Consider the following 25,664-nt stretch of genomic DNA (forward strand, 5'->3'; position numbering starts at 1 on the left):
GGGGGAGTGGACCATGAGCGACACGACATCGCGGCTTTCGCTGCCGCTGCTGCAACCGGGGCAGGCGCAGAAAGAATCGACGCACAACGAGGCGTTGGCGATCCTCGATATCACGGTGCAGGCGAGTGTCCTTGCGGTCGGCGCGACGGTGCCGCCGGCCGACCCGGAACAGGGGTCGGCATGGATCCTCGGCGCGGCGCCGACCGGCGACTGGACCGGACACGCGTTCGCGCTTGCAGCCTGGACGACCGGCGGCTGGCGATTCGTCGCGCCGCGCGAGGGGATGATGGTGTGGCATGGCAGCGACCGACACATCGTTCGGTTCAGTGCGGGAACCTGGGCGAGCGGCGTCATGTCGGGTGCCAACGTGACGATCGGCGGGCAGATCGTGGTCGGCGCACGGCGTCCGGCGATCGCGAATCCGCCTGCGCTGCTCGCCGGCGCGACGCCCGCGGATAGCGACGCGAGAAGCGCAATCGTGGCCATCCTGGACGCATTGCGCGGCCACGGGATGATATCTGCCTGAAACACGGCGAAAACTGTGTCGTTCCTGCCACAGTGGGAACTTTTGTTCGCTTGCGTGGAAACAAGGCCGAGGATAGGGAGTTTGCGATGTCCGTGTGACACTCATGAAAGGGGATTTAGTATGCGGAAGCTTGCCGTCGTTCTGGCACTCGCCTCCACCGCACTCGCCACTCCCGCCCTCGCCCGCGACAAGTCGTGGTACGTTGGCGTCGATGGCGGTGCGATGATCGTTGAAGATATCAACTATGACATCGGTAACCTGAACAGCGCAGGTTCGGTCGATCATAACTACGGTTATGACGTCGATGGCGTGATGGGTTACGACTTTGGTGGTTTCCGTCTGGAAACCGAAGTCGGCTATCGTCGTGCAACCGTTGACGGCTACACGTCGTCCACGACCACGCCGACCTTCACGCAGGCTGGCGTTCGCGGCAATGCCGCAGCTGGCAGCTATGACGGTGCCGGTGGTTCGTCGTCGGCGCTCAGCTTCATGCTGAACGGCCTTCTGGACTTCGGTCCGGACGACGGCATCCAGGGCTTCGTCGGCGGCGGTGTCGGTGTTGCTCGCGTCAAGGCGAAGTACGGCATCACCAGCGGTGGCGACTTCCTGAACGACTCGGACACCGTGTTCGCGTATCAGGGTCTTGCCGGTATCCGTGCACCGCTCAGCAACCACGTCGACGCAACGTTGAAGTATCGCTTCTTCAATGCTGAGAACGTCAAGCTGGTCGACGTGTCGAACCGCGTGTTCGACGGTCGTTACCGCTCGCACAGCATCCTCGGTGGCCTGACGTACAACTTCGGTTCGCCTGCCGAGCCGGTTGCTCCTCCTCCGCCGCCGCCGCCGGAGCCAGTTGCTCCGCCGCCGCCGCCGCCGCCAGCAGAAGTCGTCTGCTCGCCTGGTCCGTTCATCGTGTTCTTCGAATGGGACAAGTCGGACATCACGCCAGAGGCAGCATCGATCCTCGACAACGCCGTCACGCAGTACCAGTCGTGCGGCAATGCCCAGGTCATGATCGCGGGCTTCACCGACAAGTCGGGTGCAGCATCGTACAACGTCGGTCTCTCGCAGCGTCGTGCAGACGCCGCCAAGGCGTACCTGTCGTCGCATGCCATCCCAGAGGGTGTCATCTCGACGGAAGCGTTCGGCGAGACCCGTCCGCGCGTCGAGACCGCCGATGGCGTTCGCGAAGTGCAGAACCGTCGCGTGGAAGTCACCTACGGTCCGGGTTCGGGCCAGTAAGACTTTCGCCAGTCGACCCTCGGGTCGACTACGGAACGAAGATCGGGGAGGTCGGCGCAAGCCGGCCTCCCTTTTCTTTTGTGTGCGGGGGGTGCGCAGCAGCTCGGGGCTTGGACCAGAGGCTGATCGAGATGGCTTTGATCGAGACGAACTCGGTTGAGATTGGCTTGATCAAGATTGGCTTGGTCGAAATTGGCGTGGCCTTGCCTGTCGCCATTGCAGCGTCCAGCATAGTGCTTCGCCCTGGGGGACATGACATTGGTCATCGCGCATATCCTGACGATCGGTGCCGCCATTATCCAAGGGGCGACCGGTCCTCGCGAACCCGCCGTGCCCCAGCAAAACGAGTCGTCATCTGCCGGGTCGGTAGCATTGCCGCCCACCCCGAGCAGGCCGATGCCAAGCGGCCCCACTCCGGGCCAGCCGTCCGACGCTCAGCGTATCGCGCAGGCGGCAAGGCTCGGATCGCTGCTCTATACGTTCGATCGGGCGGCGTGGGTCAGTTCGGATGCGTTGACCGCGGCGATCCCGAAAAGCGAATTGAACGGTGCCGGCGGGTATGTCGTCGAGCAGCCCGATCCGCGGACGCTGCACGTGACCTATTATCGCGGGGCGGGCACGGCAGCGCAGGCGTTCTTCGTGGCGGACGTGCGCGGCGGGAAGGTCGTGTCGCAGGAGGTCCTCGTGCAACCGGCCGCGCTGACACCCGCGCAGGCTCTTCTGGTGCGCGCCCGCGAGGTGGCGACACAGGCGGCCGTCGCGCGCGAATACAAGCCCTGCACGCCGTTGCCGTTCAACAGCGTCGTGCTCCCGCCGCAAAACGACGGGTTGATCGCGGTCTACCTGCTGTCGGCGCAGAAGGAGGCGGCGACGTTTCCGATGGGCGGCCACTACCGCGTGCTCGTCGATCGGGATGGCAGAGTGGTGGCATCACGCCCCTACACGCTCGGCTGCCTCGCCATGACCACGCCGAAACTGCCGCCGGGCGCCACGCCGGTCGGGTTCGTGGTCAATCATCTGCTCGATCCCGTCCCGACCGAGATCCATGTGTTCGCCTCGTACAGCCTGCACATGCCGGTGTTCGTCGCGACGCCGGACAAGCGTGTGTGGCGGGTCAAGGGCAGCGAGATCACGCCGTCGAAGGCGAAGTGACTGCGCGTCGGTCGGTCCTCAGTCCGAGGCGGTGTCCGCCAGCGCCGGGGCCAGCCACTCCGGGACGATCGCGTCGCCGAGCGCGTCGATGCGGCGGTGCTCGATCATCAGGCCGAGTTCGGGATAGGCAGCGCGGGTACGCGGTCCGGTTTCGGTGAGCGGCGCGACGACGAGGCGGCGGTTGACCTTGGCGCGGTGATGCATCCGGGCGGTGTTCTCCTGTCCGACGTAACACCCCTTGGTGAAGCTGACGCCGTTCAGTTCGCGGGCGTTGCATTCAAGCCACAATGTCTCGCCTGCGCCTAGCTCGCCGACACCCTCTGCGACGCCCAGCGACAGGCGATGTGCGTGCCAGTCGCGTGCAGGTTCGGACTCCGGGGCGAGCCAGCGCCGGCCGAGCGCGGCGAGACGCGGGTCGGGGGTGCCCTCTCCCCCTGACGACCAATGCACCTTGCGGTCATCGGGCTGGATCGTGATCGCGCTACGCAGTCGGTACATCGACAGGCGTTTCGCGAGTGCTTCGGCTTGCGTCGCCTCGGCATCGATCAGCACCGCATCGCCGTCGGTCCAGAGGATGAAGTCGAACAGCGCCTTGCCCTGCGGCGAGAGCAGCGCGGCCCAGGCGGGGGCGTCGGGCGTGAGCGCCGCGGTATCGGCGGTGACGAGGCCTTGCAGGAAGCCGCGCACGTCGTCGCCGGCGACGCGGATCACGCTGCGATCGGCGAGCATCGTTGCGGAAGTTTGCTGGTCCATAGCCACCACCTAGTGCGCGGGCGGCGATTTCCAAGCTGGATCGCACCGCGGGGATATCACCACAGGGATATGGCGCCGACGCGCCCGCGCCGATAGGAGGAACGCATGACCGAGCGCCTCACGATCCGCCGCCCTGACGACTGGCACGTCCACCTGCGCGATGGCGCGATGCTGGAGGCGGTCGCGCACCACACCGCGCGGCAGTTCGCGCGCGCGATCATCATGCCCAACCTGACTCCGCCGGTGACGACGATCGACGCCGCGAAGGCGTATCGGGAGCGGATCATGGCGGCGCTCGGCGGAGACGTCGGTTTCACCCCGCTGATGACGTGTTACCTGACCGACGGTACCGATCCGGCGGAGATCGAGCGCGGCTATGCCGAGGGCGTGTTCGCGGCGTGCAAGCTGTACCCCGCGCATGCGACGACCAACTCGGCGCACGGCGTCACCGATATCCGCGCGCTTACCGGTGTGCTGGAGACGTTGCAGCGGATCGGCATGCCGCTCCTGATCCACGGCGAGGTGACCGACAAGTCGATCGACATCTTCGACCGCGAGGCGGTGTTCGTCGAGCGCGTCCTGACGCCGCTGACGCGCGACTATCCGGCGCTCAAGATCGTGCTCGAGCACATCACCACCGCCGAGGCCGCGGCGTTCGTCACCGAGGCGGCGCACCCGATCGCCGCGACGATCACGCCGCAGCATCTGCTGATCAACCGCAACGCGCTGTTCGACGGCGGGCTCAGGCCGCACGCCTATTGCCTGCCGGTTCTGAAGCGCGAGACGCACCGCCTCGCGGTCCGCAAGGCCGCTGTGTCGGGATCGCCGCGGTTCTTCCTCGGCACCGACAGCGCGCCGCATGTCGTCGGCGCGAAGGAATCGGGGTGCGGGTGCGCGGGGATCTTCAACGCGCCGTTCGCGCTCGAGGCGTATCTGCGCGTGTTCGAGGAAGAGGGCGCGATCGACAAGTTCGAAGCGTTCGCGTCGGAGCATGGCGCGCGGTTTTACGGGCTGCCGCTGAACGATGGCACGGTGACGCTGGTGCGCGATCCGGTCGAGGTGCCGGCGTCGATCGGCGAGGGCGCGACCGCGGTGGTGCCGTTCCTCGCGGGGACGACGGTCGGGTGGCGATTCGAGGGGTGAGCGTCGCGGGCCTTTAGGGGCCGTTGGAGTCTTGCGCTGGCCGTGGCGGGCGTAGGACCGTTCGCGATCCTGCTGGTCCGGGTCTTCGCGTACCCGGTCCTGCCGGTCTGGATCGTCGACGGTCCGTTGCGCTGGTCGATCCGGGACTTGGCGCTGGCCGCGCTGTTCGGCGGGATTCATCTGATGTCCGTGTCGTCCCGGGTGCGTATCGGCGTTGCGATGTTATGCGTGCCTGCGATGGCGATGGCGTGGTTCTTCGGCATGGTGACGATCGTTTGCGCGGTGACTGGCGATTGCCTCTGAGATCGAACGCCGGGGTCTACACCGTGGCGACATGCTGCCTCAGCGCGCGGCATCCGCTGTGTTCAGCCGGTCGATCCATAACCGCGCCTCCTTCTGTTCGCCGACCGCGCTGGCGCTGACCGGGCCGCGCGCCGCGAAGAAGTCGCGGTGGAGTGCGAACGGCTCGAGCATCAGGCGGTCGCGCATCGCATCGATGTCAGCACCCATGTCGTTGAGCGCGTCAATCGTCGGGGCGATCGCGGCGCGGACGCGGCGATCCGGGCTGCGATCGAACAGGCCGAGCGATCCGGATGCGGTCTTTTCCAGCGCAGCGATGAGGGTGTCGCGGTATTGGGTTTCGAGATCCTCGCGCTGGGCGTCGAGGCGGGCGAGGCGGTCGGGTTTTGCCATTGGCCTGGGGTAGCGCGTGGGGAGGGGGCGTCAACTCGTCGCCTGGATTTGCTGGGCGTGGGATGAGGGTGGGGGGCACGAGCGGCTTGAGCGTCGCGTGTGGCGCGCGACATGGGCAAAGCCCATGCCGTCGGACGGGCTTTGCCCGCCGGCCGGGCTTGGCGGAGTCGGCCGGGCGTGGCCGGCTGCCCGTCTTCGCCTAGAACGGTAGCCACCGGCTCTTGTGCGTGATGTTCATGTAGCCGACGTTGACGCCCGCGCGCCAGCCGACGCCGAGGCGGATCGGAATCAGGACGACGTTGCCGCGCCGCAGATAGGTCGCGGCGAACCCGCCGACCAGGTACAGACGGCCCTCGACCGCGGGGAAGCGCTTGTAGAGCTCCTCGGTGTCGTAGAGGTTGTAGACCAGCACGAAGACCTTGTTCGCATCGCCGCCGACGTCGAAGCCGACCGACGGCCCGGTCCAGTAGACCGGCTGCTGGCCCTCGACCTTGTGACTCATGATCCCCGAGCCGTAGCGCACGCCGAGGATGAACGCGCCCGACGCCTCGCGCCCGGCGATGTACGCGTTGGGCTGGCCCTGGTCCTTGAGGATCTTCTCGAGGATGCCGCCGAGCCCGGCCGCGCCCTTGCCGAACACGCCTTCGCCTGCCGCCAGCAGGTCGTCGCGCTGATAGGTATCGGCAGCCTGCGTCGTCGCCTCGGCGCGCGCGGTCGGCGAGGCCGGGTCCGTCGCCGGATCTGACGCCGAATTTGGCGGCGGAGCCGGGGCGGGCGTCGGGTCGGACTGGACCTGCGTATCGATATCGGCGGGCCGCGACGGCTGCGTGGTCGTCTGCGCGCGCGACGGCGCGGTATAGGCGCGCGGCGCGAGGTCGCCATCGATCGCCTGATTGGGATCGATCGTGCGCACCTGCGCGGCGGCACCGCCGATCCCTCCACACATCGCGGCGGCGAAGGCACCCAAGCCGAGCCAGAAGTCACGCATGATCATTGTCCCCAAACCGGCGTCCGCAAACGGGGCACCAAACGATCGACCTTGAAACCATCGACCCCGACATGGTCGATCCGATCGGACCGGTCGACCCGGTCCTTTCGCTCGGCCAGCGTAACCAACCTCGGCCTTGCCGCGCAATGAACGAACCGCCTAGCCGTGTCGAATTTGGGCGAATTCGCGATGAATGACACGAAGAGAGCGAATGACGCGAAGACAGCCGTTGCCCCGTGCGACGACCCTCGCTATAGCCCCGCATCTGCTGCAGCCGGAGACGTGGGTGAGTGGCTGAAACCAGCGGTTTGCTAAACCGCCGTACCGGGTTTACTGGTACCGAGGGTTCGAATCCCTCCGTCTCCGCCATTTTAATGTCCCACAGCATCTCACACCATCTCGGAAGCCTAGGATTTATCTCGCTTTTCATAGCGCGGTAGTCTCACGCGGTCCCATAGTTTCCCAGCCAAGCGCATGCTTGTTGGGGTATTTTGGGGGTACGCTGAAGACGTTCTGAGGGTATCAAGTGCTGACCGAATTATGCTGCCGTCAGGCCAAGGCGGCAAACAAGAGCTACAAGTTGTCCGATGCCCGGGGGCTTCGCATGTTCGTGACGACCGCCGGCTTCCGTTCTTGGCGCGGTCCGGCCGACTTATATTAATACGGGTGATCCAGATGATCCACGCGTCAGGATGACTGAGATTACTCCCGGAAGCGTCCGCGTATGAACATCTTGATCGATCACGCCAACTTGATGGCCATGACCAGCTTGCAGCTTTGACGGCAGCCAAGGTTCACCGCCGATCCACGAGACGCTGGATATCGTTTTGGTCGAACTCGAGCGTGGCCGTGTGGTGTTCGAGGGTTCGCCGTCGCGCAAGGTCTACAACCCGATCGGATCGGTGCATGGCGGCTATGCGGCGACGTTGCTCGACAGCGCCTGCGGCGCCGCGGTCCATTCCGGCCTGCCCGCAGGTCAGGGTTTTACGACATTGGAACTCAAGGTGTCGTATCATCGGTCGCTGAGCGAGGCGAGCGGACCAGTGCGTGCCGAGGGCAAGGCTGTTTCGCTAGGGCGTCGTGCCGCTTTTTCCGAAGCTCGACTGCTGGATGCACAGGGACGACTATGCGCATCGGCGACATCGACCCTGCTGATTTTCCCTATGGCGGCTTCCGCTACGTGACCCGATCGAGCGTGAGCAGGCTATGCTCGCATGCGACTTTAGCCTGCCTACCGCATTCCAAAGCAGCCATTCAGGTTCGGGCCATCGCTTCATGACAATGATCGATAACCATCCATTCGAGGCGTTGGAAACAGCATGACCATCAAGCCTATCGCGGTCGTCTTCGCCGCAGCTCTGGCACTTTCAATTGCGGCCCCTGCAATGGCCGTGGGCGATCTTCCAGGTACGCTCAGTCAACGACAGACGGCAGCGATATACAAAAAAATTCGCCCCCTACTCGGGGCTGAGGGTGCGACCTGTCCGGCCGGTCAAACGGTGGAGACAGGTATCGTGACAGGCGGTTCAAGCCCTTCCGGTGGTTCTCAGACAACAACGATCATGTTCAATCGTGGCGGGAAGGTCGTTATCAACCGCACGTGGGATTCAAACGTCGGCAAAAAGCTGACGATATCAACAAAGATCGATTGTTCATGAGCGGGGAGCCGAGCAGGCGGCGTTGATGTCCCCATCCGCGATTCGCTGGATAACCCCGCCGCCACAACCACGCTTTTCTGCGGCTTTCGGCTCGGGCCGCATCCCGATTTCGCAATGCTGGACGGTGAAACGATTGGGCATGGACAGACCTTCGATCGGTGCGGGGATCAAGAGCGCAGGCTACGCGTGGCGCGCTGCGCCCGCACTTCGCGCAGGGTCGCGTTTGGGGTAAGGCCGGTCGCCGGCACCTTCGGCACGGCGACGCGCTGCGACAGGTAGATGCCGTTGTGACCCGAGCAGAGGTAGGCGACGAAGCAGGCCACCGCGATCGGCACCGCATAGGCAGCGCCGAACAGCTCGATGCCCATGAAGGTGCAGGCGAGCGGTGTATTGGCGGCCCCAGCGAAGAGCGCGACGAACCCGATCGCTGCGAACACGTCGATCGGCACGCCGAACATAGGGGCAAGTGCATTACCGAGCGCCGCGCCGATGAAGAACAGCGGCGTGACCTCGCCGCCCTTGAAGCCGGCACTGAGCGTGACGACCGTGAACAGCAGCTTGAGCGCCCAGCTCCACGGATGCGTCTCAGGGCCGAAGAAGCTGGCGAGGGTGAGGCCGCCAGGTGTCGCCGCCAGCGTGCCGAGGCCGAGATAGTCGCGCGTGCCGAACAGGTGGACGAGCGCGATGACTGCGATCCCGCCAAGGACCGGACGCAGCGGGCCATAGGGAACGACCCGCTTAAGCCACCCACCTAGTGCATGATTGGCTTCCGCGAAGACGAGACCGACCAACCCGAACGCCACCCCGGCGATGCCGGCTTTGGCGACGAGCAGCGCGTCGACCGGCACCAGCGTGGCGATCCGGTACACCCCGTGATGAATGCCCCATGCGAGGCACGTCCCGTCACCGACCAGCGCCGCGACGAGACACGGCACAAGCGCGCGATATTCGACGCGCCCGATCGCCAGCACCTCCAGCGCGAAGACTGCGCCCGCGATCGGCGTGCCGAACACTGCGCCGAACCCGGCCGCGATTCCGCCCATCAGCAGGATGCGGGTGCCGTCCGCGTCGAGCTTGAGCGCGCGACCAACGCCGCTGGCGAGGCTGCCGCCCAACTGGACGGCGGTGCCTTCGCGTCCGGCAGAACCGCCGAACAGATGCGTCACCACTGTGCCAAAGAAGATGAGCGGTGCCATCCGCAACGGCACCCCGCCGCCCGGTTCGTGGATTTGCTCGACGATGAGGTTGTTGCCGCCCTCCACCGAACGACCGATCAGCTGGTACAGCAGCCCTACCACGAAGCCGCCTACCGGAAGCAGGTAGACCAGCCAGGGCGCTGCGAACCGCAGCCTCGTAGCCGCGTCGAGGCTCCATAAAAACGCAGCGCAGAGCGTGCCAACGAGTGCGGCCATCGGCACCAGAATAAGCGCCCAGCGCATGACCGACACGGCATGATCGCGACGATCGCGGACAAACGCCGCCACATTCAGGTCGTTATAGAGATTGCGAAACGTCGCGTGCACGATTCCTCCTGGCTGCCTTGCGGCGCTTGGTAGGAATCATCGGCCCTTGCGAGGGCAGTTCGGCCGAATAGCCCGGCGGAAATCCATCGCCGTTGCGGCGCATATGTCGCGTGAGCGTAATCTCGTCAACGGCCGGCTTCGGTCAGATTTGCTGTTTCACCATCCTGAGTGGGAGCGGGCGTTGGCGCGCCGTCGATATTGGAGCAGGTTCACTGGATGCCCCAGCGCTTGAACCTGACCGCCCTCCTCGTTGACGACTATGAAACCGCTCTTTCCTTCTTCGTCGGCAAGCTTGGCTTCGAGTTGCGTGAAGATACCGCGCTGGCAGATGACAAACGATGGGTGGTGGTCGCACCGTACGGCGCGGCGAGCGGACTGCTATTGGCGAGGGCTGTCGGCGACCGGCAACGTAGGGCAATCGGCGATCAAAGCGGCGGGCGCGTGTTCCTGTTTCTCGAAACAGACGACTTCACCCGTGACTACCTCGCCTACACGGAGCAGGGTATCCGCTTCGTCGAGGCGCCTCGCCATGAGCCATACGGCACCGTGGCTGTCTTCGAAGACCTCTACGGCAACCGATGGGATCTGATCGAACCTTTCACCCGGCAAACGATGATTCCTGCACACCTACCCAGATGAGCGACAATGACGTCCAGTTCGGTAACATGCGCGCTGGTCGGCAGGAGGATCGCACCGAGTTCGACGGACGCTTCGTCCTCGGCCATCGTCTCGATCTCGCGCGTCGGGTAGTGTTGCAACTCGCGCTCGTCGTAGAGAATGTCGCGTGCCATCGCGATCTGCTCGACGGGACACACGACGTGGACGCGGTACAGCGCTTCGGTCTTGCCCCTGTCCCGCCGTCCGGAGGGTGAGATCGACGAAGGCTGCCGGCCCTAAGGCGACCAGGACGTTGATACGAAGCCCCGCGGTTCGCGTGCCCAGTACGAAGGCCGTCGCGAGCGATCCGAAGGTGACCGTCAGGGCGCGGACATCCAAATCGACCGTCACGGGTTCCGTGGGATGACTGATTCACCAGCAGCGGGATGTTGCCAATCGCCCCCCATCGCCTGGAACAGCGCGACGGTATTGCTCAGCCGCGCGGTCTGCGCCTGTATGACGCCCAGCCGGGCCTGGAGATACGTCGCCTGCGCCTGGATCAGATAGGTGTTGTCGACGTCGCCGAGCGCCGCCCGGCTCTTTGCGATCGTCAGGCTGCCGGCCGCGGAGGTTTCGGCACGCGTCTGCGCCGCCAGAAGATCGCCGTTCGCGCGGATCGCTTCGAGCGTGTCGGCCACGTTCTGAAACGCCGTCAACACCGCGCTCCTGTATTGCGCGGCAGCCTGATCGCGTAAGGCACGCGCCGCCCGAGCACGTCTTGCCAGCGTGCCGCCATCGAAGATCGGCTGGAGCAGCCCGGCCGTCAGGTTATAGAAGAAACCGCCGGGTCCGGTCAGCGCGGAGAGCGTTTCGCCGGCCAGGCCCGAATCCGCGCTGAGGGTGAGGCTGGGCAGGCGGGCGGCGATCGCGACGCCGTATTGTGCGTTGAGCGCGCGTATATTTGCCTCGGCGAGCTCGATATCGGGGCGCTGCTCCAGCAACTGCGCGGGCAGGCTTACCGGCAACTCGGTTGGCAAGGCGAACGAAGCCAGCGTGAAGATGGCCTCCGGCTGATCCTCGGGTGGACGCCCAAGCAGCACGGCAAGCGCATTACGCTGCTGTGCGAGTTGCCGACGCAGATCGGGCACCAACGCCTCGGTCTGTGCCAGTGCCGCATCCTGGGCAACGACGTCGCCGCGCGGAATGGATCCGAGTTCGAACTGGCGCTGGATCAGCGCGCGCAGACGGCGTTGCTGGTCCGCCAGATCGAGCGTTACCGCCAGCTGTCCGCGTAACTGCGCCTCCTGAAGCGCCGCGTTCACGACGTTGGCGGCAAGCGTGAGATAGGTCGCCTCCACCGTGAAGCGTTGCGCATCGCGCTGCGCCGCAGCGGATTCGATCGTCCGTCGGACGCCCCCGAACAAGTCGGGAGTGTAACCGACGCTCAACTGCCCGGTGTAGACATTGAAGATCGACGCGCCGGAGCTTTGCGGCGAGGCGATCTCGGATGCCACGCGCTGGCGGTTTGCGGTCGCCCCCGCCGTCACGGTCGGCAACAGCGCACCGCGTTCGGCGCGATAGGACTCCTGCGCCGCTCGCAAGGCCGCTTGGGCCGCCTCGACGTCCGGGTTGGCCGCGAACGCCTGCGCGACGAGCCGATCGAGGTCCGGCGAACCAAATGCGGTCCACCATTTTGCCTGCGGGCGCGCGCCGATCAGAAAGCGTTGCGCGTCGCCGATCGGGATCGCCGTGGCGGTCGTCTGAACGGGGAGCGGGGCAGACGTATAGCGGTCCGTCCGCGGCAGTTCGGGCCGCACGTAGCGCGGGCCGACGGCACAGCCCGAGAGAGTGGCCAGCAGCATGACGGACAGGGGGAGGGATCGGAGTGTCATAGCGAAGGCTCCAGCGCGGGATCGGCGGAAGGACGTGGCGCAGCGGAGGCCTTCGCCTCGACGCGCCGCTCGATCAGGAAATAGAGCGCCGGGATCAGGAACAGCGTCAGGAAGGTCGTCAGGACCAGCCCTCCGACCACGACCGTACCGATCCCGCGCTGCACGTCGCTGCCGACGCCGGTGGCGAGCGCGGCCGGCAGCATCCCGACCGTTGCCACGGTCGCGGTGGTCAGCACCGGGCGAAGCCGCTCGGCCGCGCCCTCGATCACCGCGTCGATCAACGCCAGCCCGCGGCTTCGCGCCGCGTTCAGGTTCGACACCATGATGATCCCGTTCTGCACCGCGACGCCGAACAGCGCGATGAACCCTACCGCCGATGCGACGTTCAGCGTCACCCCTGTCAGATGGAGCGCGATCAGTCCTCCCAGTGCCGCAAGCGGCACGAGACCCAGCACGAGCAGCGCATAGCGGAACACGCCGAACAGCGAATAGAGCAGGATCAGCATCAGCGCCGCGACGATGCCGAAGATGATGCGCAACCGCGCCTCGGCCCGACGCTGGTTCTCGAACTGGCCACCGAAGGTCAGCTCGAACCTGCTGTGATCGTATTTCACCTGCGAGGCGATCTTGGACTGGGCCTCGGCAAGGAAGCTGGTCAGGTCACGATCGCGATAGTCCAGCTTCACGGTGAGATGGCGGCGCGTCAGTTCGCGCGTGATCGTGCTTTCGCCCGCCTGATAGCCGATCGTGGCGACCGAGGAGAGCGGGACATGCGCGCCGCCGGTCGTGGTCAGGACGAGGTCGCCCAGATGCTCCACCGTATCCCGTGCGGCAGCCGGAAAGCGCACGGCCAGGTCGTACACCCGCTCGCCGACGAAGATCTGCGAGAAGCCCTGTCCACTGACAGCGGTCGCCAGCAGGTCGTTCACGTCGGCGATGCTGATGCCGTAGCGGGCGAGGGCGGCGCGATCGACCTTGACGACGACCTGGGGCAGGGGCGGCTCCTGATCGATCGCCACGCCGTAGGAGCCGCGCACCGACTGCAGCACGCCGACGATGTCCTGCGCGATCCGCCGACCTTCCTTCAGGTCCTCGCCGAAGACCTTGACCACGAGTGCGCTGTGCGCACCGGAGATCTTGTCGTTGACGCCATCGATCATCGGTTGGCTGAAACCGATCTGATAGCCGGGCAGCCGCGAAAGCCGCGCGTTCATCCGTCGAACGAGTTCGTCTTTGCTCTCATGGTCGGGCCAGGTGTCGTATGGTTTCAGGCCGACGCTCGACTCGATATGCGACGGCGTGAAGGGATCCGTGCCGTCGTCGTTACGTCCGGTCTGCGTGACCATGTACGACACTTCGGGGAAGCTCAGCACCTCGGCACGCAGGTCGCCCGCCATCCGCTTTGCGGTATCGAGTGAAATCCCCGCGGGCATCGAGACCTGGAGCCAGAGCGACCCTTCGTCGAGTTCGGGCAGATATTCCCGACCGACCGTCGCGCCGAGCCCCACCACCGCAACCGCGGCGACCAACACGGTCGCAACAGCGATCCGCGGACGCGCGATGAGCGCGGCGAGCGACCGGCGATAGCCCGTCTCCGCGCGCATGAGGACCGGGTTGTGGACGATCCGCCGGGGCTTGCGCAGCATCATATAGGCCAGCGCCGGCACCAGGGTCAGCGACAGGACGAGCGCGCCGAGCAGCGAATAGCCGACCGCATAGGCCATCGGCGAGAACAGCTTGGCCTCGACGCGCTGGAACGCGAACAGCGGTAGATACGCCGCGATGATGATAAGCGTCGCGAAGAAGATCGGCCGCGCGACGGATACTGCGGCCTGGCGGACGTCCTGTTCGCTCAGCACCGCATCGGGGTCCGCCTCGCGACGGCGCAGGATCGCTTCGGTCATCACGATCGCGCCGTCCACGAGGATACCGAAATCGATCGCGCCGAGTGACAGCAGGTTCGCAGACACGCCGGTCAGGTACATCAGTGCGAACGCGACGAGCATGGCGAACGGTATGACCACCGCGACGATCAGCGCGGCGCGTGCACTTCCGAGGAACAGGATCAGCACGAAGACGACGAGGCCGATGCCCAGGAAGACGGTGTGCGAGACCTTGTGGATCGTCGCGTCGATCAGGTTGCTACGATCGATATAAGGCACGATTCGCACGTCCTGCGCCTTCAGCGAGGCATTGAGCTGATCGACCTTGGCGTGGAGCGCATCCAGCACTGGCCCGGCATTGGCGCCCTTCAGTAGAAGCGCGATTCCCTCGATCGAGTCGTTGTTGTAGTCCTTGCCGAGGATGCCGTGACGTTCCTGGTTGCCGAGTTTCAGAGTGCCCAGATCGGCGACATGGACGGGCGTACCGTCCTTCGTCTTGACGGTGATCGCGCCGATATCGTCGAGCGTCCGGAGCCGGCCGATACCGCGCACGACATAGCCGAGCTCTCCGCGGTTCACGACGCTGCCGCCCGCGTTCGCGTTGTTGGCACCGATCGCATCGGTGACGTCCTTCAAGGCGATCCCGTAGCGCGACAGCGCGGCTGGATCGATCTCGAGCTGGTACTGCGTGGTGATACCGCCGAAATTGTTGACGTTGGCGATGCCATCGATGCCGCGTAGCGCGGGAATGACCGTCCAGCGCTGGATCTCGGACAGCTCGCGCAGCGACTTCGTGTCGCTCTCGAGCGTGTAGCGATAGACCTCGCCGATCGGCGACGTGAAATCGTCGAGTCCGGCCTCGACGCCCTCGGGCAGATCGGCCGCGGCGATCCGCTCCTGCAGCCGCTGACGCGCCCAATAGCCTTCGACGCCGTCCTTGAAGACCACCGTGATGAGCGTCAGGCCGAAGGCGGTGCGGGAGCGCATCATCGCGAGGCCGGGCGTGCCGTTCAACGCGCGCTCCAGCGGCACGGTGACCTGCTGTTCCATCTCCTCCGCGGCGAGCCCGGGAGACTGGGCGATCACCTGTGAACTGGTATCGGCGATGTCGGGATAGGCCTCGACCGCGAGCTGGGACCAGGAATAATAGCCGAAGATGGCGATCAGGATCGCCAGCAGCGCCATAATGAAGCGCTTCGCAAGCGCGAAGCCGACGAGCCGATCAATCATTGATCAGCACTCCGCCGCGTACGATCACGCGCTCGCCGGCCTTCAGGCCCTTCGATATCGTCGTTCGCGCGCCGAGACTGTACCCCGCCTCGACCGTACGGGGCACGAAGGTCCAGGGTGCGACTTCGACATAGACCTGGCTGCCCTCGTCCTTCAGGAACAGCGCGCCGGTCGGAACGGATACCGCGGGTACCGCTGCTGCCTGGAACGAGACGGTCGCGAACATCCCGGGCTTCAATCGACGACCGCCGTCGGGGAATGCGAGGCGCACCTTCATGCGCCGTGTCTCGGGATCGAGAACATCGCTGACCGAGGTTACGCGGCTGTGTACCGGCGCGTCGGGATATGCGGCAAAGCGCACGCTCGCCGGCTGGCCGACATGAACCGATGCGAGATCCTTTTCGGGGACTTCGACCGTGACGAAGACACGGTTGAGATCGGTGATCGTCATCAGCGACTGGGTCGCGTCGTTCCACACCGCCCCGCGTGCTGCTGCAAGATCGGTGACGCTGCCGCTGCTCGGCGCGACGATGGTCAGGACCTGCGCACCGCCTCGCTGGCGCAGCGGCGCGCCGACGATCCGCAGCTTCGCGGTGGCGCTCCGCAGATCTGCCTGCGCGGTGGCATAATCGTTCTCGGCCTGGAGCACGTCCTTTTGTGCTCCACCACCAGCATCGAACAACGCGCTTGCTCGCGCCTTGCTGCGGGTCGCGAGCGCCATTGCGGCGGTCGCACGCGCCTCGTCCGCATAGGCCTGCGCCAGATCGGAGGACACCATGGTCGCAAGCGGTTGTCCCGCTCGGACATGGTCGCCGAGCCCGACGCGCAGCGACACGATCCGGCCCGTCAGTGCGGGCGCGACCTTCGACTGAAGCGCAGGATCCGCCTCGACTGACGCGGGCAGGTCGAGCGTGCGGCCTTCGGTCGAAGTGCCCACCGCGGCGACTGCGATCCGTGTGCGAAGCGGCGATCCCGCCGGCACGAAGATCCGGTCGCCCTTGCGTTCGACGATCGGCGCCTGGCGGGCAGGCTCGTGCGACTGCTCGCCGCCACACGCCGACACGGTCAGGATCAGGCAGCCCAGAAGCATCGAGCGGAACGCCGGCGCGCTCGCCGGGAGCCGGGAAATGAATACAGACATCTGAACAACTCCGGAGAGGCGTGGTGCTATCGGCGGCATGGGACGCGCGATGCGGATCGGGTGAGGAGTGGGCAGGCGACTAGTAGTCGGCGTGTTCGCTCGTCAGTGGAGGACTGCGGCTCGCGCAGGGCGGCGATTGCCCCAGCGACGGTCGCGGCGTTCGAAAAGCGGCGACCGATTGCGCAAAGTCTGCGCGCGATGCCGGTGGCGGGCTGCACACGCCGGGTCACAACCATGCCTCGAACCGGGCGATGTACCAGCGCTTCACCCCTTGCATGAGCACGAGGTAGCCGAGACGCACCGGCGTCGACGCCGCGGGGGGATTACCACCGACGTGCGGCAGTTCGAGGCACGCGCGGCACCAAGGATATTCAAGACGGCCATGACGACCTCCTTCGTTCCGGACATGATTGATCGGGTCCGGAACGAAGCGTTTCAGGACGGTGTCACCGTTCCCGGAAACCTCTTCCGTACCCGATGCCGGTCGACGTGATCAGAGGAGCACCAGCCCGCCTGTCGCCGTCGCCGGCAATGGGAGTAGATCGTGGTTCGATACGTCACCTTTTGCGGTGTTAATTCAACAAATCCTGGCAATCCTAAAGCAGGAGGGGCAGGATGTGCTTTGTAAGTTTTGCCGCTATGCTCTGAAAAAGGCGTTTGCAAGCATATAATCGTCAGATTTGTTATGAGTAGCTGTAACGATATCGGAGCCATATACTATGGTATATCCTATATATAGATAGGTATACGAGCAAAGTATCGGCGTATACTTGGGAAGATAGGATTTGGGAGGAGGGGGTCGATGTGGCAATTGCGTTCCATGGAGAACGGTAATCATCAGGGGCGGCGATCCGACATTCGTGAATCGGTTTCCGTGGTTGCTCGCGAAAACGAACGGGTGGTGGGTCTCGGTGGAACCGCCCACGCCCGTCCGGTCGCGACTGCCGGGGGATCGTCGTGATGCAGCCGCATCGCACCGGACCGCGGGCCTGGCCGAAAGCCGTCATCGCCGCGACGATCCTGACCGTCTTCGTAAGCGATACGGTGACCGATCTCGAGATCGCGGCAGCGGTCTTCTACGTCGTCCCGATCCTGATGTCGGTCCGTCTGCTGAACCGTCGAGATGTGATCCTGCTGGCGGCGACGTGCGTCGCGCTGACGATCTTGAGTTCGGTGCTCACCGCGTCGGGCTCGCGTGAAGCGGGGTTGATCAACCTGGCGATCAGTACGGCGGCGATAATCGTCACGACCTACCTCGGGTTGCGGATGATTGCCTCCGAGGCGGCTTATCATGAAGCGCGCGCTCAACTCCTTCGTCTGTCCAGGATCAGCAACCTGGGCGAACTGGTCACGTCGATCGCCCACGAGGTCAACCAGCCCCTCGCGGCCGTCACGGCCGGTGCCGGCGCGTGTCGTCGCTGGCTCGATGCCGATCCGCCGAACATCGCCAAAGCCCATGAGTCCGCGGGGCGAGTAGTCGACGCCGCGAACCTGGCCAGCGAGGTGATAGCGCGCGTCCGTCGCCTGTCCCGTCGCCACACGCCGTTGCGGGAACCGATCGCGATAAATACCGTGATCACGGAGTGTGCTGCGTTGGCGCAAGGCGAGGTGGAACGGAGCGGGACGACTCTGGTACTGGATCTGAAGTCGAACCTGCCGGTCATCGTTGGGGACCGGGTGCAGATCCAGCAGGTCGTCAGCAACCTCCTGCTCAACGCGCTGGAAGCCTTGGAAACGGTCGATCCGGCAACAAGAACGATCGAGGTTTCGTCGAGCTTGCAGGCGGACGGCATGATTGTGGTGGCCTGCGCCGACAATGGAAGCGGACTCGGCAAAGAGGCCAGGGAGCGCCTGTGGGAGCCGTTCTGGACAAGTAAGGAAGGTGGCACCGGTCTCGGTCTTACCATCAGTCAGACGATCGTGGAGGACCACAACGGGCAACTCGACTATCTTGACACGCCGGGTGGCGGCACGACGTTCAGAGTGTTGTTACCCGGTTCGAATGGAGAGTGACCTGACTTCCGCTCCGCCTGGCCTCGATGATGTCGAGCCCCCCACGGTTCGCCCGCTGGTTCGGATCGTGGACGACCATGCGCCGATCCGGGCGGCCGTCGACGACTTGCTCACGTCGGTCGGATTCGAATCCGTGTCCTATGCGTCGGCGCGCGATTTCCTGCGCGACGATCCGGTAGAGCGCCCTGGTTGTCTGATCCTCGATGTGCGAATGCCCGAACTCGGCGGGTTCGATTTGCAGACCGAGCTCGGACGGCGCGGCATCAGGCTGCCGATCATATTCGTGACGGGGCACGGCGATATCCGTATGTCGGTTCGTGCCTTGAAGGCGGGAGCCGTCGATTTCCTCGCGAAGCCGTTCGATGATCAGATGCTGATCGATGCTGTGAACGCAGCGATTGTAGAAGATATCGAACACCGTCGCATACATAATCGTGTCGCGGCGGTGCGCGCGCGCGCGGATCTACTCGCTCCCGGAGAACGCCTGGTCATGGATATGGTCGTGCAAGGCCGTACCAACCGCGAGATTTCTACGGCCCTGAACGTCGCGGAAATTACGGTTAAGGTCCGGCGCGCTACGGTCATGCGAAAGATGCAAGCTGAGACATTGCCCGACCTCGTACGAATGTCTGACGAGCTCCGCGAGGCAGCCGTTTGACAATCTGCCGTGAGCAAGGCGGCCGGCGTGTTCTCGATTAGGACCTGGAAACGGGAAAGCGCATGCTCCTTGTCCCGCAGCAGCGGCGCGATCCGCGTCCGCTGCGCCGCGTTCAACTCGTATCGCCCGATACCCATCGCTCGCTCCGCGCCGCACAAGGTGCATCATGAGCCAGACGTCATTCGCTTTGGGACTCTTCAATGTCATCCGTCCTGATCGGGTTTCGAGAACGCTCGCATTTTCCAAGCTTGATCCCCGCCTAGACGGCACCGGTCGCGCCGATCGCCGATCGCCGATCGCCGATCGCCGATCGCCAATCGATTTCGCGATCGCCAACGCTTTCTCGCCCGCCATTCGATTTGTCGGAACGTCTGGGTGCGAGAGGGCGCGGACCTACAGGCACCGTGACGGGCTTGTCATTTGCCGACGCTTCGACATGACCTTAGCCTCGAAAGGGAAGCTTTAAGGCCGCAACGGGTCGGCAGCGACCGCCGAAGGGACTGTGACGTGATCAGAATTTTGCCAGCTATTCTGCTCGTTGCTTCATTCCCTGCGCACGCGGCGGTCTTCTACGTTGCCCCCGATGGCAATGACCAAGCCTCCGGGGTTTCGCCGGGAACACCGTGGCAAACCGTCCAGCGCGCGCAGCAAAGTGCGCAAGCCGGCGATACGGTCTACTTTCGTGGAGGACGCTATGTCGTCACGTCAGGCGTCAACCGCTGCGCCACGCGCACGGACACCGTGAATGCGGTGATACTGGACAAAAGCGGCGGCGAAGGAAGGCCGATCCGCTACTGGGCCTATCCCGGCGAGACACCCGTGTTCGACTTCTCTGCGATGAAGGACGACTGCCGAGTCAAGGGGTTCGACGTCACCGGGAGTTGGCTTCACCTGAAGGGGCTGGAGGTCACTGGCGTCCCGCAGCAGCCGGACAATCACCTGAACCACGAGTCATGGGGCGTCTGGAACAGCGGCAGCCACAATATCTACGAACGGCTCAACCTCCACCATAATATGGGACCCGGGCTTTTCATTCAGGATGGGGGCTATAACCTGGTGCTGAACACCGACTCGCACCATAATTACGATCCCTACACCTCCAACGGCGCCGGGCAGAGCGCCGACGGCTTCGGCGCCCATATCAAGGCCGGCCACCCGGGCAACGTCTTCCGCGGTGACCGCGCATGGGCCAATTCGGATGACGGCTTCGACCTGATCAACGCCTTTTCGCCGGTGACGATCGAGCAGTGCTGGGCATGGCAGCAAGGCTATCTTCCCGGCACGCGCAGTCCTCTAGCGGCAGGCAACGGCAACGGTATCAAGGCGGGCGGTTATGGTGGACGATATACTCCGAATGCCGTCAAGCACATCGTCCGCTTCTCGGTCGCCTTCGACAACAAGGCGGCGGGATTCTACGCCAACCATCATCCGCTGGCGTTGGACTTCATCAACAACACGGCCTTTTCCAACGGTGTCCAATACGACATGCTGGGTATAGCGGCCGACGGCTATCCCATTTCGCTCGGCAATATGCGTAATAACATTGCCTATGGTACCGTCCTGACCTCACATACTGACGGGCTGAAGATGCCGCACAACTCCTGGACCTTGCCGATTCGCGTGACGCGCGCAGATTTTCAGGATGTTTCGGACCATCATTGGGACGCGCCACGGCAGGCCGATGGCAGCCTCCCGGCACTTCATAGCTTCCACCTGCGCGCCGAAAGCCCGCTGAAGGGTTTGGGCGCGTTCAACGAATAATAGCCGGCCGTGCCTGCGAGTATCGTACGCACTCGAAGCGTGGCGGCATAGTAAAGGGCTTTGCCATTCGTTCCGCGATGCAACGGCGCCCATTTGCTCCAAACAGTTCGGCAGAAACGTGTTTCCACCAGTTTGCCGCGGGCCCGTAGTCCGTCCCGGAAGCCTCCGCCTCGTTAAGCGCTCCATTCAAAATGGCGGGCGAAATCGCTGTGCAGGCAACAAGCTGCCGACGGATAAAGGGTTGGAGATCGTACCAGTTTTCGCTTCTACTCGGCTGGGGATCGTATCCAACGAGCGGGTCCCGACTAAGGCAGAGTGTCCGACCGTCTGCGCTTTTGGCCTCGGCTTTGAATCGAACACTTTCGCCGTTATCGACAAATGAGAACCCGATAGCCCCCGAACTGTCATGCCATTCGAGTCTGGCCTCTTTCGTCAGCCAACAGCCAAGATCAAGCATAGGAACGTCGCGACAGTCCTCGACAGATCGCACCACGGTAAATCGGCCAAAATGCTCTTCGCTCTTTTCGTAATGCGTTTCGCCATCGTGATAGCTCGGAGGCTCATACCCACGGCTGGAAGTCTGGCCGTATCCAACCTGCGCGCTCAGTAACGCGCTTAGGACAGCCGCACAGGTGGACAGTCGGCCGACCGCCGAAAGTGATAGCTTCTGCGCCATTGGTATCTCCCCGCCCGCTTTATTGTATTAGTGCCGGAAGGTTGATCCCATCCTAACGCTCGATCGCAGAGCTGCGTCGTTCATCTGGATCTGACCGCAATCCAGACGCGAGATCGCGACGTCCGCCTTGGGCGCAGCAGCTCGAGCCGCGGTGCGCGAGGTTAGCGACATGCACCCCGCGAGCAGGCGGGGCCATAGTCGCCGATCGGCGGATTGCGGTTGGTCGCCAGCAATGCCGCCAACTGGTCATGGCCATCGAAATCCGCCTGGTCGTTCGACACATTCACGTGTGCGCATCCTGTTCGTGATCGGCATGGACGGCGGGCTGCGTCGCTGCGATCCAAGCCCGGGTTTCGCGCAACACCTCATCCGACAAAGCGGTGTCGTCGACCGCGCGTGACAGCACGACGGCGCCGACCATCGCCGCCCACCGGCCGATTGCGGCCTGGCGGCGTTCGGCATCGCCGTCGCCCGGCAGACCGCGTGCGAAGCGGTCGATGTGCGCGTTCAGCCCGTGCGTCATGGCCGCACGCGCCTCAGGCGTCTGGTGGCGCATCAAGCCGGCGAGACTGGCCATCGGGCATCCCTGGTCGGGGTTCTCCCGGTGCAGCGGCGACAGATAGGCGTCGGTCCACGCATCGATATCGGCCATGCCGGCGCTCTCGCCCGCCAGCGTATCCGCGATCGTCGCGGCGATCAGGTCGTCCTTCGAAGCGAAGTGACCGTAGAAGCCGCCATGAGTCTGCCCAGCCGCCTTCATGACATCGGCAACCGTCACCGCCGCAAAGCCGCGGTCGCGGAACAGCCGGCTGGCCTCCTGCAGGATGCGGCGACGGTTTTCGACCATCTGCTCGCGACTGACCTTCATCGAAATAATCTCCGGCTCTCTGTTGACGTTTCATGATGGCTATCACATTTAGCTATTCATGACGTCTGTCATTAATATAGCGATCCGTTTCGAAAAGGGCAATCCGATGACCAAACCAGCCATCCTCATTACCGGCGCCTCCACCGGCATCGGGGCGACCTATGCCGATCGTTTCGCCCGCCGCGGCCATGACCTCGTTCTGGTCGCGCGCGATGCCGCCCGTCTCGATGCCCTAGCCGCGAAGTTGAACGGCGAGACCGGCGTCGCGGTGGACGTCCTGCCAGCCGACCTGACGAACCTCGACCAGATGGCCGTCGTGGAGGCGCGGCTGCGCGACGACGACCGCATCGGCATCCTCATCAACAATGCCGGCGCGGGGCTGGGGGGCAGTTTCGTCGATCAGCCGACCGAGGCCGTCGATCGCCTGATCGCGCTGAACACCACTTCGGTCGCGCGGCTCGCGAGCGCAGTGGCACCGCGGCTTGCTGCACGCGGCGATGGCGCGATCATCAACATCGGTTCGGCGGTAGGGCTGGCACCCGAATATGGCATGACCGTCTACGGCGCGACCAAGGCGTTCGTGCTGTTCCTGTCGCAGGGACTGGCGCTCGAACTGGGGCCGAAGGGCGTCTACGTCCAGGCGGTCCTGCCAGCGGCGACGCGCACCGAGCTTTGGGGCCGCGCCGGTGCCGACGAGGCATCGCTGCCGCCGATGATGGAGGTGGGCGAAATGGTCGACGCGGCGCTCGCTGGCTACGATGCGCGTGAAGCCGTGACGATCCCGCCGCTGCACGATGGCGATCTTTGGGACGCGTTCCAGACTGCGCGACGGGCGATGTTGCCGGGCTTCGGGGATATCCATCCCGCACCGCGCTACGCCGCGTAATCGCCTCGAACGCCTCCACACGAAAGATCCGCACCATGTCGGAATCTCGCCTCTTCTCGTCCTATGATCCGGACTGCGTCACGCTCGTCAATCGCTTCGTCCTGGCGCCGCCGACCCGCAACCGCGCCGGTGCCGGTCTGGTGTCGACCGACCTAGCGCCTCTTGCGCAGATCGATCCGCAGACGCTCTATGGCGGCGGCGCCAAGGGCTATACCGATCATCCCGTTGCGGCGGCCAACCGGGAGTGCGCAGCATGAAGGCATATCAGCTCGAACGGTACGGCAAGGGGCAACGGCTGATCCTGGTCGAACGGCCCGATCCGGTACCCGCATCCGACGAGGTGCTGGTCGAGATCCACGCCACCGCGATCAACCAGCTCGACGGCAAGATCCGCGACGGCGCGTTCAAGCCGATCCTGCCCTACAAGCCACCGTTCGTCCTCGGGCATGATCTCGCCGGCATCGTCACGGCGGTCGGGGCGGGCGTGCGTCGCTTCAAGGTCGGCGATGCGGTCTATGGCCGCCCGCGCGACGGGCAGATCGGCACCTTTGCCGAGCGCATCGCGATCCACGAAGCGGATCTGGCCACCAAGCCCGCCGGCCTGTCGATGGCGGAGGCGGCGTCCATACCGCTCGTCGGCTTGACCGCATGGCAGGTGCTGGTCGAGCGCACCGGCCTGAAACGCGGCCAGAAGATCCTGATCCACGCGGGCTCAGGGGGTGTTGGCACGATCGCGATCCAGCTCGCCAAGCATCTTGGCGCGACTGTCGCGACGACCGCGAGCGCTGCCAATGCCGATCTGGTCAGGCGCCTCGGCGCGGACATCGTCATCGACTACAAGACGCAGGACTTTTCCGAGCCGCTGTCCGGCTACGACGTCGTCCTCAACAGCCTGGACGCGAAGACGCTCGAAAAGTCGCTCAAGGTGTTGAAACCGGGCGGCAAGCTGATCTCGATATCGGGACCGCCGGACCCGGCATTCGCCAAGGCGCAGGGATTGAACCCGGTCATACGGCTCGTCCTGCGCCTGATGAGTGCGAAAATCCGGCGCAAGGCGAAGCGGCAGGGCGTCGCCTATTCGTTCCTGTTCATGCATGCCGATGGCGAGCAGTTGGGCGAGCTTGGCGCGCTGATCGAGCAGGGTTCGATCCAGGCCGTCGTCGATCGCATTTTCCCGTTCGAAAGCCTCAACGACGCGGTGGATTATGTCGATTCCGGCCGCGCCAAGGGCAAGGTGGTCGTGACGGTCCGCCCGTGACGGCCCGCCTGCGATGGACGTCGATCCCCACCCAGCCCATGCTCCCGACTAAAAAACCAAGGACTCCACGATGACCAAGACGCGATCGGCCCGGGGTGCGTGGGCGAGCGTCGCCACGCGAGCGGTAGTGGCTGCGGGTACCCGCTTTGCCTATCGGCAGATTGGCGGGGGAGGCGGCGTTCCCCTCGTGCTGCTCAACCACTGGGGTGCCAACCTCGACAATTTCGATCCTTCGATCGTCGAGGCGCTGGCCGCCGACCGGCCGGTATTCGCGTTCGATTACCGCGGTGTCGGCGCGTCGGGCGGCGAGGCACCGCTCACGGTCTCGGCCATGGCGGACGACATGCTCGCGGCGATCGACGTGCTCGGGCTCGATACGATCGACCTGATGGGCTTCTCGCTGGGCGGCTTCGTCGCGCAGGATATGGTGCTGAAGCGCCCGGCGCTTGTCCGCCGGCTGATCCTCACCGGCACCGGGCCGGCGGGTGGTACCGGCATCGATAAGGTCGGCTCGGTATCGTGGCCGCTGATCGTCAAGGGCATGCTGACGTTCCGCGATCCGAAGATGTTCCTGTTCTTCACCGCGAGCAAGCCCAGCCGTCGCGCGGCACAGGCGTTCCTCGCGCGTCTGAAATCCCGCAAGGCCGACCGCGATACCGCCGTCACGCCGAAAGTCTTCCTGCGCCAGCTGAAGGCGATCACGGCCTGGGGAGCGCAGTCCGCGCAGGATCTGGGTGCCATCCGCCAACCGGTACTCGTCGCCAATGGAGACCACGACATCATGGTCCCGAGCGAGAACTCGCGGGATCTCGCGCGCCGCATCCCGGATGCCGAACTCGTCCTTTACCCTGACGCCGGGCACGGCGGGATCTTCCAGTATCACGAACTGTTCGCCGATCGGGCGATCGCGTTCCTCGATACTTGAGCTTTCTTCGCGACGATCGCGGAGGGCGGAAGCTGCGCAGCTGACCTTCCCAATTCATCATCTTTTGTCGTTTGAAGTATTGTGCAGCTACATCGCCGAGAGCGACGAGAAATTACGAAGGATGAATACGATGCGATCGTGGAACTATCAGAAAATGAGGGATTTTTGATCCATCAGGAAATATTAAAGTCGCTGAAA

Annotated in this window: 25 protein-coding genes, 1 tRNA gene and 1 riboswitch; of the genes, 17 read left to right on the top strand and 9 right to left on the bottom strand. The window is 64.5% G+C overall.

The window, feature by feature from the left end; genetic code table 11:
* Positions 1-13: 13 nt before the first annotated feature.
* From C8J43_RS18660 to C8J43_RS18670, 3 genes are all read left to right on the top strand, one after another.
* Positions 14-526, top strand: a complete 513-nt coding sequence (locus C8J43_RS18660) for a DUF2793 domain-containing protein (protein ID WP_133032138.1) — start codon at positions 14-16, stop codon at positions 524-526.
* Positions 527-646: 120 nt separating this feature from the next.
* Positions 647-1,768: an OmpA family protein gene (locus C8J43_RS18665; RefSeq protein ID WP_121886946.1), complete on the top strand. Its 1,122-nt coding sequence runs from the start codon at positions 647-649 to the stop codon at positions 1,766-1,768.
* 396 nt (positions 1,769-2,164) lie between these two features.
* Positions 2,165-2,920, top strand: a complete 756-nt coding sequence (locus C8J43_RS18670) for a hypothetical protein (RefSeq protein WP_133032139.1) — start codon at positions 2,165-2,167, stop codon at positions 2,918-2,920.
* An 18-nt stretch (positions 2,921-2,938) separates the two neighbouring features.
* Here the strand turns inward: C8J43_RS18670 and C8J43_RS18675 are convergent, their stop codons facing one another.
* Positions 2,939-3,673, bottom strand: a complete 735-nt coding sequence (locus C8J43_RS18675; protein WP_243645674.1) for a folate-binding protein — start codon at positions 3,671-3,673, stop codon at positions 2,939-2,941.
* Between the two features lie 105 nt (positions 3,674-3,778).
* Between C8J43_RS18675 and pyrC the strand changes: the two genes are divergently transcribed.
* Together pyrC and C8J43_RS18685 are read left to right on the top strand one after the other, a co-directional pair.
* Positions 3,779-4,816 (top strand): dihydroorotase, encoded by a 1,038-nt coding sequence (gene pyrC / locus C8J43_RS18680; RefSeq protein WP_133032140.1) that lies wholly within the window; start codon positions 3,779-3,781, stop codon positions 4,814-4,816.
* A gap of 42 nt (positions 4,817-4,858) precedes the next feature.
* Positions 4,859-5,119 (top strand): hypothetical protein, encoded by a 261-nt coding sequence (locus C8J43_RS18685; RefSeq protein ID WP_133032141.1) that lies wholly within the window; start codon positions 4,859-4,861, stop codon positions 5,117-5,119.
* Between the two features lie 39 nt (positions 5,120-5,158).
* Here the strand turns inward: C8J43_RS18685 and C8J43_RS18690 are convergent, their stop codons facing one another.
* Entirely contained in the window at positions 5,159-5,509 is a 351-nt protein-coding gene (locus C8J43_RS18690) for a hypothetical protein (RefSeq protein WP_133032142.1), read from the bottom strand.
* Between the two features lie 199 nt (positions 5,510-5,708).
* The gene (locus tag C8J43_RS18695; RefSeq protein ID WP_243645681.1) at positions 5,709-6,455 is read right to left on the bottom strand and encodes a DUF1134 domain-containing protein; all 747 of its coding nucleotides are present in this window, start codon (positions 6,453-6,455) and stop codon (positions 5,709-5,711) included.
* A 318-nt stretch (positions 6,456-6,773) separates the two neighbouring features.
* On the opposite strand from C8J43_RS18695, the gene C8J43_RS18700 reads away from it, so the two are divergent.
* From C8J43_RS18700 to C8J43_RS18710, 3 genes are all read left to right on the top strand, one after another.
* Positions 6,774-6,866: transfer RNA gene (locus C8J43_RS18700), tRNA-Ser, on the top strand.
* 434 nt (positions 6,867-7,300) lie between these two features.
* Positions 7,301-7,681, top strand: coding sequence for a PaaI family thioesterase (locus C8J43_RS18705; RefSeq protein WP_133032144.1), 381 nt, complete (start codon positions 7,301-7,303; stop codon positions 7,679-7,681).
* Positions 7,682-7,816: 135 nt separating this feature from the next.
* A complete protein-coding gene (locus C8J43_RS18710) occupies positions 7,817-8,155 on the top strand; it encodes a hypothetical protein (RefSeq protein WP_133032145.1) in 339 nt (112 codons plus the stop codon).
* Between the two features lie 167 nt (positions 8,156-8,322).
* Here the strand turns inward: C8J43_RS18710 and C8J43_RS18715 are convergent, their stop codons facing one another.
* Complete coding sequence (locus C8J43_RS18715) at positions 8,323-9,678, bottom strand: voltage-gated chloride channel family protein (RefSeq protein WP_133032146.1); 1,356 nt, start codon at positions 9,676-9,678, stop codon at positions 8,323-8,325.
* A 23-nt stretch (positions 9,679-9,701) separates the two neighbouring features.
* Positions 9,702-9,778: riboswitch (Fluoride riboswitch) on the bottom strand.
* A 116-nt stretch (positions 9,779-9,894) separates the two neighbouring features.
* Here C8J43_RS18715 and C8J43_RS18720 point away from each other — a divergent pair.
* Entirely contained in the window at positions 9,895-10,317 is a 423-nt protein-coding gene (locus tag C8J43_RS18720; protein ID WP_133032147.1) for a VOC family protein, read from the top strand.
* Entirely contained in the window at positions 10,314-10,550 is a 237-nt protein-coding gene (locus tag C8J43_RS22210; protein WP_207893452.1) for a hypothetical protein, read from the top strand. Before C8J43_RS18720 ends, C8J43_RS22210 begins: the two co-directional genes overlap by 4 nt.
* 132 nt (positions 10,551-10,682) lie before the next feature.
* Here C8J43_RS22210 and C8J43_RS18730 read toward each other — a convergent pair whose 3' ends face one another.
* The 3 genes from C8J43_RS18730 to C8J43_RS18740 are packed head-to-tail and all read right to left on the bottom strand — an operon-like array spanning position 10,683 to position 16,421.
* Complete coding sequence (locus tag C8J43_RS18730; protein ID WP_133032148.1) at positions 10,683-12,167, bottom strand: efflux transporter outer membrane subunit; 1,485 nt, start codon at positions 12,165-12,167, stop codon at positions 10,683-10,685.
* On the bottom strand, positions 12,164-15,280 hold the full coding sequence (locus tag C8J43_RS18735; protein ID WP_133032149.1) for a CusA/CzcA family heavy metal efflux RND transporter: 3,117 nt from the start codon (positions 15,278-15,280) through the stop codon (positions 12,164-12,166). The genes C8J43_RS18730 and C8J43_RS18735 overlap by 4 nt, the downstream gene beginning before the upstream one ends.
* Complete coding sequence (locus tag C8J43_RS18740; RefSeq protein ID WP_165899686.1) at positions 15,273-16,421, bottom strand: efflux RND transporter periplasmic adaptor subunit; 1,149 nt, start codon at positions 16,419-16,421, stop codon at positions 15,273-15,275. The genes C8J43_RS18735 and C8J43_RS18740 overlap by 8 nt, the downstream gene beginning before the upstream one ends.
* A 960-nt stretch (positions 16,422-17,381) precedes the next feature.
* On the opposite strand from C8J43_RS18740, the gene C8J43_RS18745 reads away from it, so the two are divergent.
* From C8J43_RS18745 to C8J43_RS18755, 3 genes are all read left to right on the top strand, one after another.
* Positions 17,382-18,434, top strand: a complete 1,053-nt coding sequence (locus C8J43_RS18745) for an ATP-binding protein (protein ID WP_133032151.1) — start codon at positions 17,382-17,384, stop codon at positions 18,432-18,434.
* 67 nt (positions 18,435-18,501) lie between these two features.
* Positions 18,502-19,092 (top strand): response regulator, encoded by a 591-nt coding sequence (locus tag C8J43_RS18750; RefSeq protein WP_243645676.1) that lies wholly within the window; start codon positions 18,502-18,504, stop codon positions 19,090-19,092.
* A 507-nt stretch (positions 19,093-19,599) separates the two neighbouring features.
* Complete coding sequence (locus C8J43_RS18755) at positions 19,600-20,853, top strand: right-handed parallel beta-helix repeat-containing protein (RefSeq protein WP_133032153.1); 1,254 nt, start codon at positions 19,600-19,602, stop codon at positions 20,851-20,853.
* Positions 20,854-21,690: 837 nt separating this feature from the next.
* Here the strand turns inward: C8J43_RS18755 and C8J43_RS22590 are convergent.
* Positions 21,691-21,816 (bottom strand): hypothetical protein, encoded by a 126-nt coding sequence (locus C8J43_RS22590; RefSeq protein ID WP_279388847.1) that lies wholly within the window; start codon positions 21,814-21,816, stop codon positions 21,691-21,693.
* On the bottom strand, positions 21,813-22,397 hold the full coding sequence (locus C8J43_RS18760; protein ID WP_133032154.1) for a TetR/AcrR family transcriptional regulator: 585 nt from the start codon (positions 22,395-22,397) through the stop codon (positions 21,813-21,815). The genes C8J43_RS22590 and C8J43_RS18760 overlap by 4 nt, the downstream gene beginning before the upstream one ends.
* A 106-nt stretch (positions 22,398-22,503) precedes the next feature.
* Between C8J43_RS18760 and C8J43_RS18765 the strand changes: the two genes are divergently transcribed.
* The 4 genes from C8J43_RS18765 to C8J43_RS18780 all read left to right on the top strand — a co-directional run bounded on the left by C8J43_RS18765 (position 22,504) and on the right by C8J43_RS18780 (position 25,466).
* Positions 22,504-23,283, top strand: a complete 780-nt coding sequence (locus tag C8J43_RS18765; protein ID WP_133032155.1) for an SDR family oxidoreductase — start codon at positions 22,504-22,506, stop codon at positions 23,281-23,283.
* 35 nt (positions 23,284-23,318) lie between these two features.
* Positions 23,319-23,540, top strand: coding sequence for a hypothetical protein (locus C8J43_RS18770; RefSeq protein WP_133032156.1), 222 nt, complete (start codon positions 23,319-23,321; stop codon positions 23,538-23,540).
* Positions 23,537-24,541, top strand: coding sequence for an NADP-dependent oxidoreductase (locus C8J43_RS18775; protein ID WP_133032157.1), 1,005 nt, complete (start codon positions 23,537-23,539; stop codon positions 24,539-24,541). Before C8J43_RS18770 ends, C8J43_RS18775 begins: the two co-directional genes overlap by 4 nt.
* Positions 24,542-24,611: 70 nt before the next feature.
* Complete coding sequence (locus C8J43_RS18780; RefSeq protein WP_133032158.1) at positions 24,612-25,466, top strand: alpha/beta hydrolase; 855 nt, start codon at positions 24,612-24,614, stop codon at positions 25,464-25,466.
* Positions 25,467-25,664: the final 198 nt, after the last annotated feature.

The organism is Sphingomonas sp. PP-CE-1G-424 (assembly GCF_004341085.1).
Lineage (GTDB): Bacteria > Pseudomonadota > Alphaproteobacteria > Sphingomonadales > Sphingomonadaceae > Sphingomonas.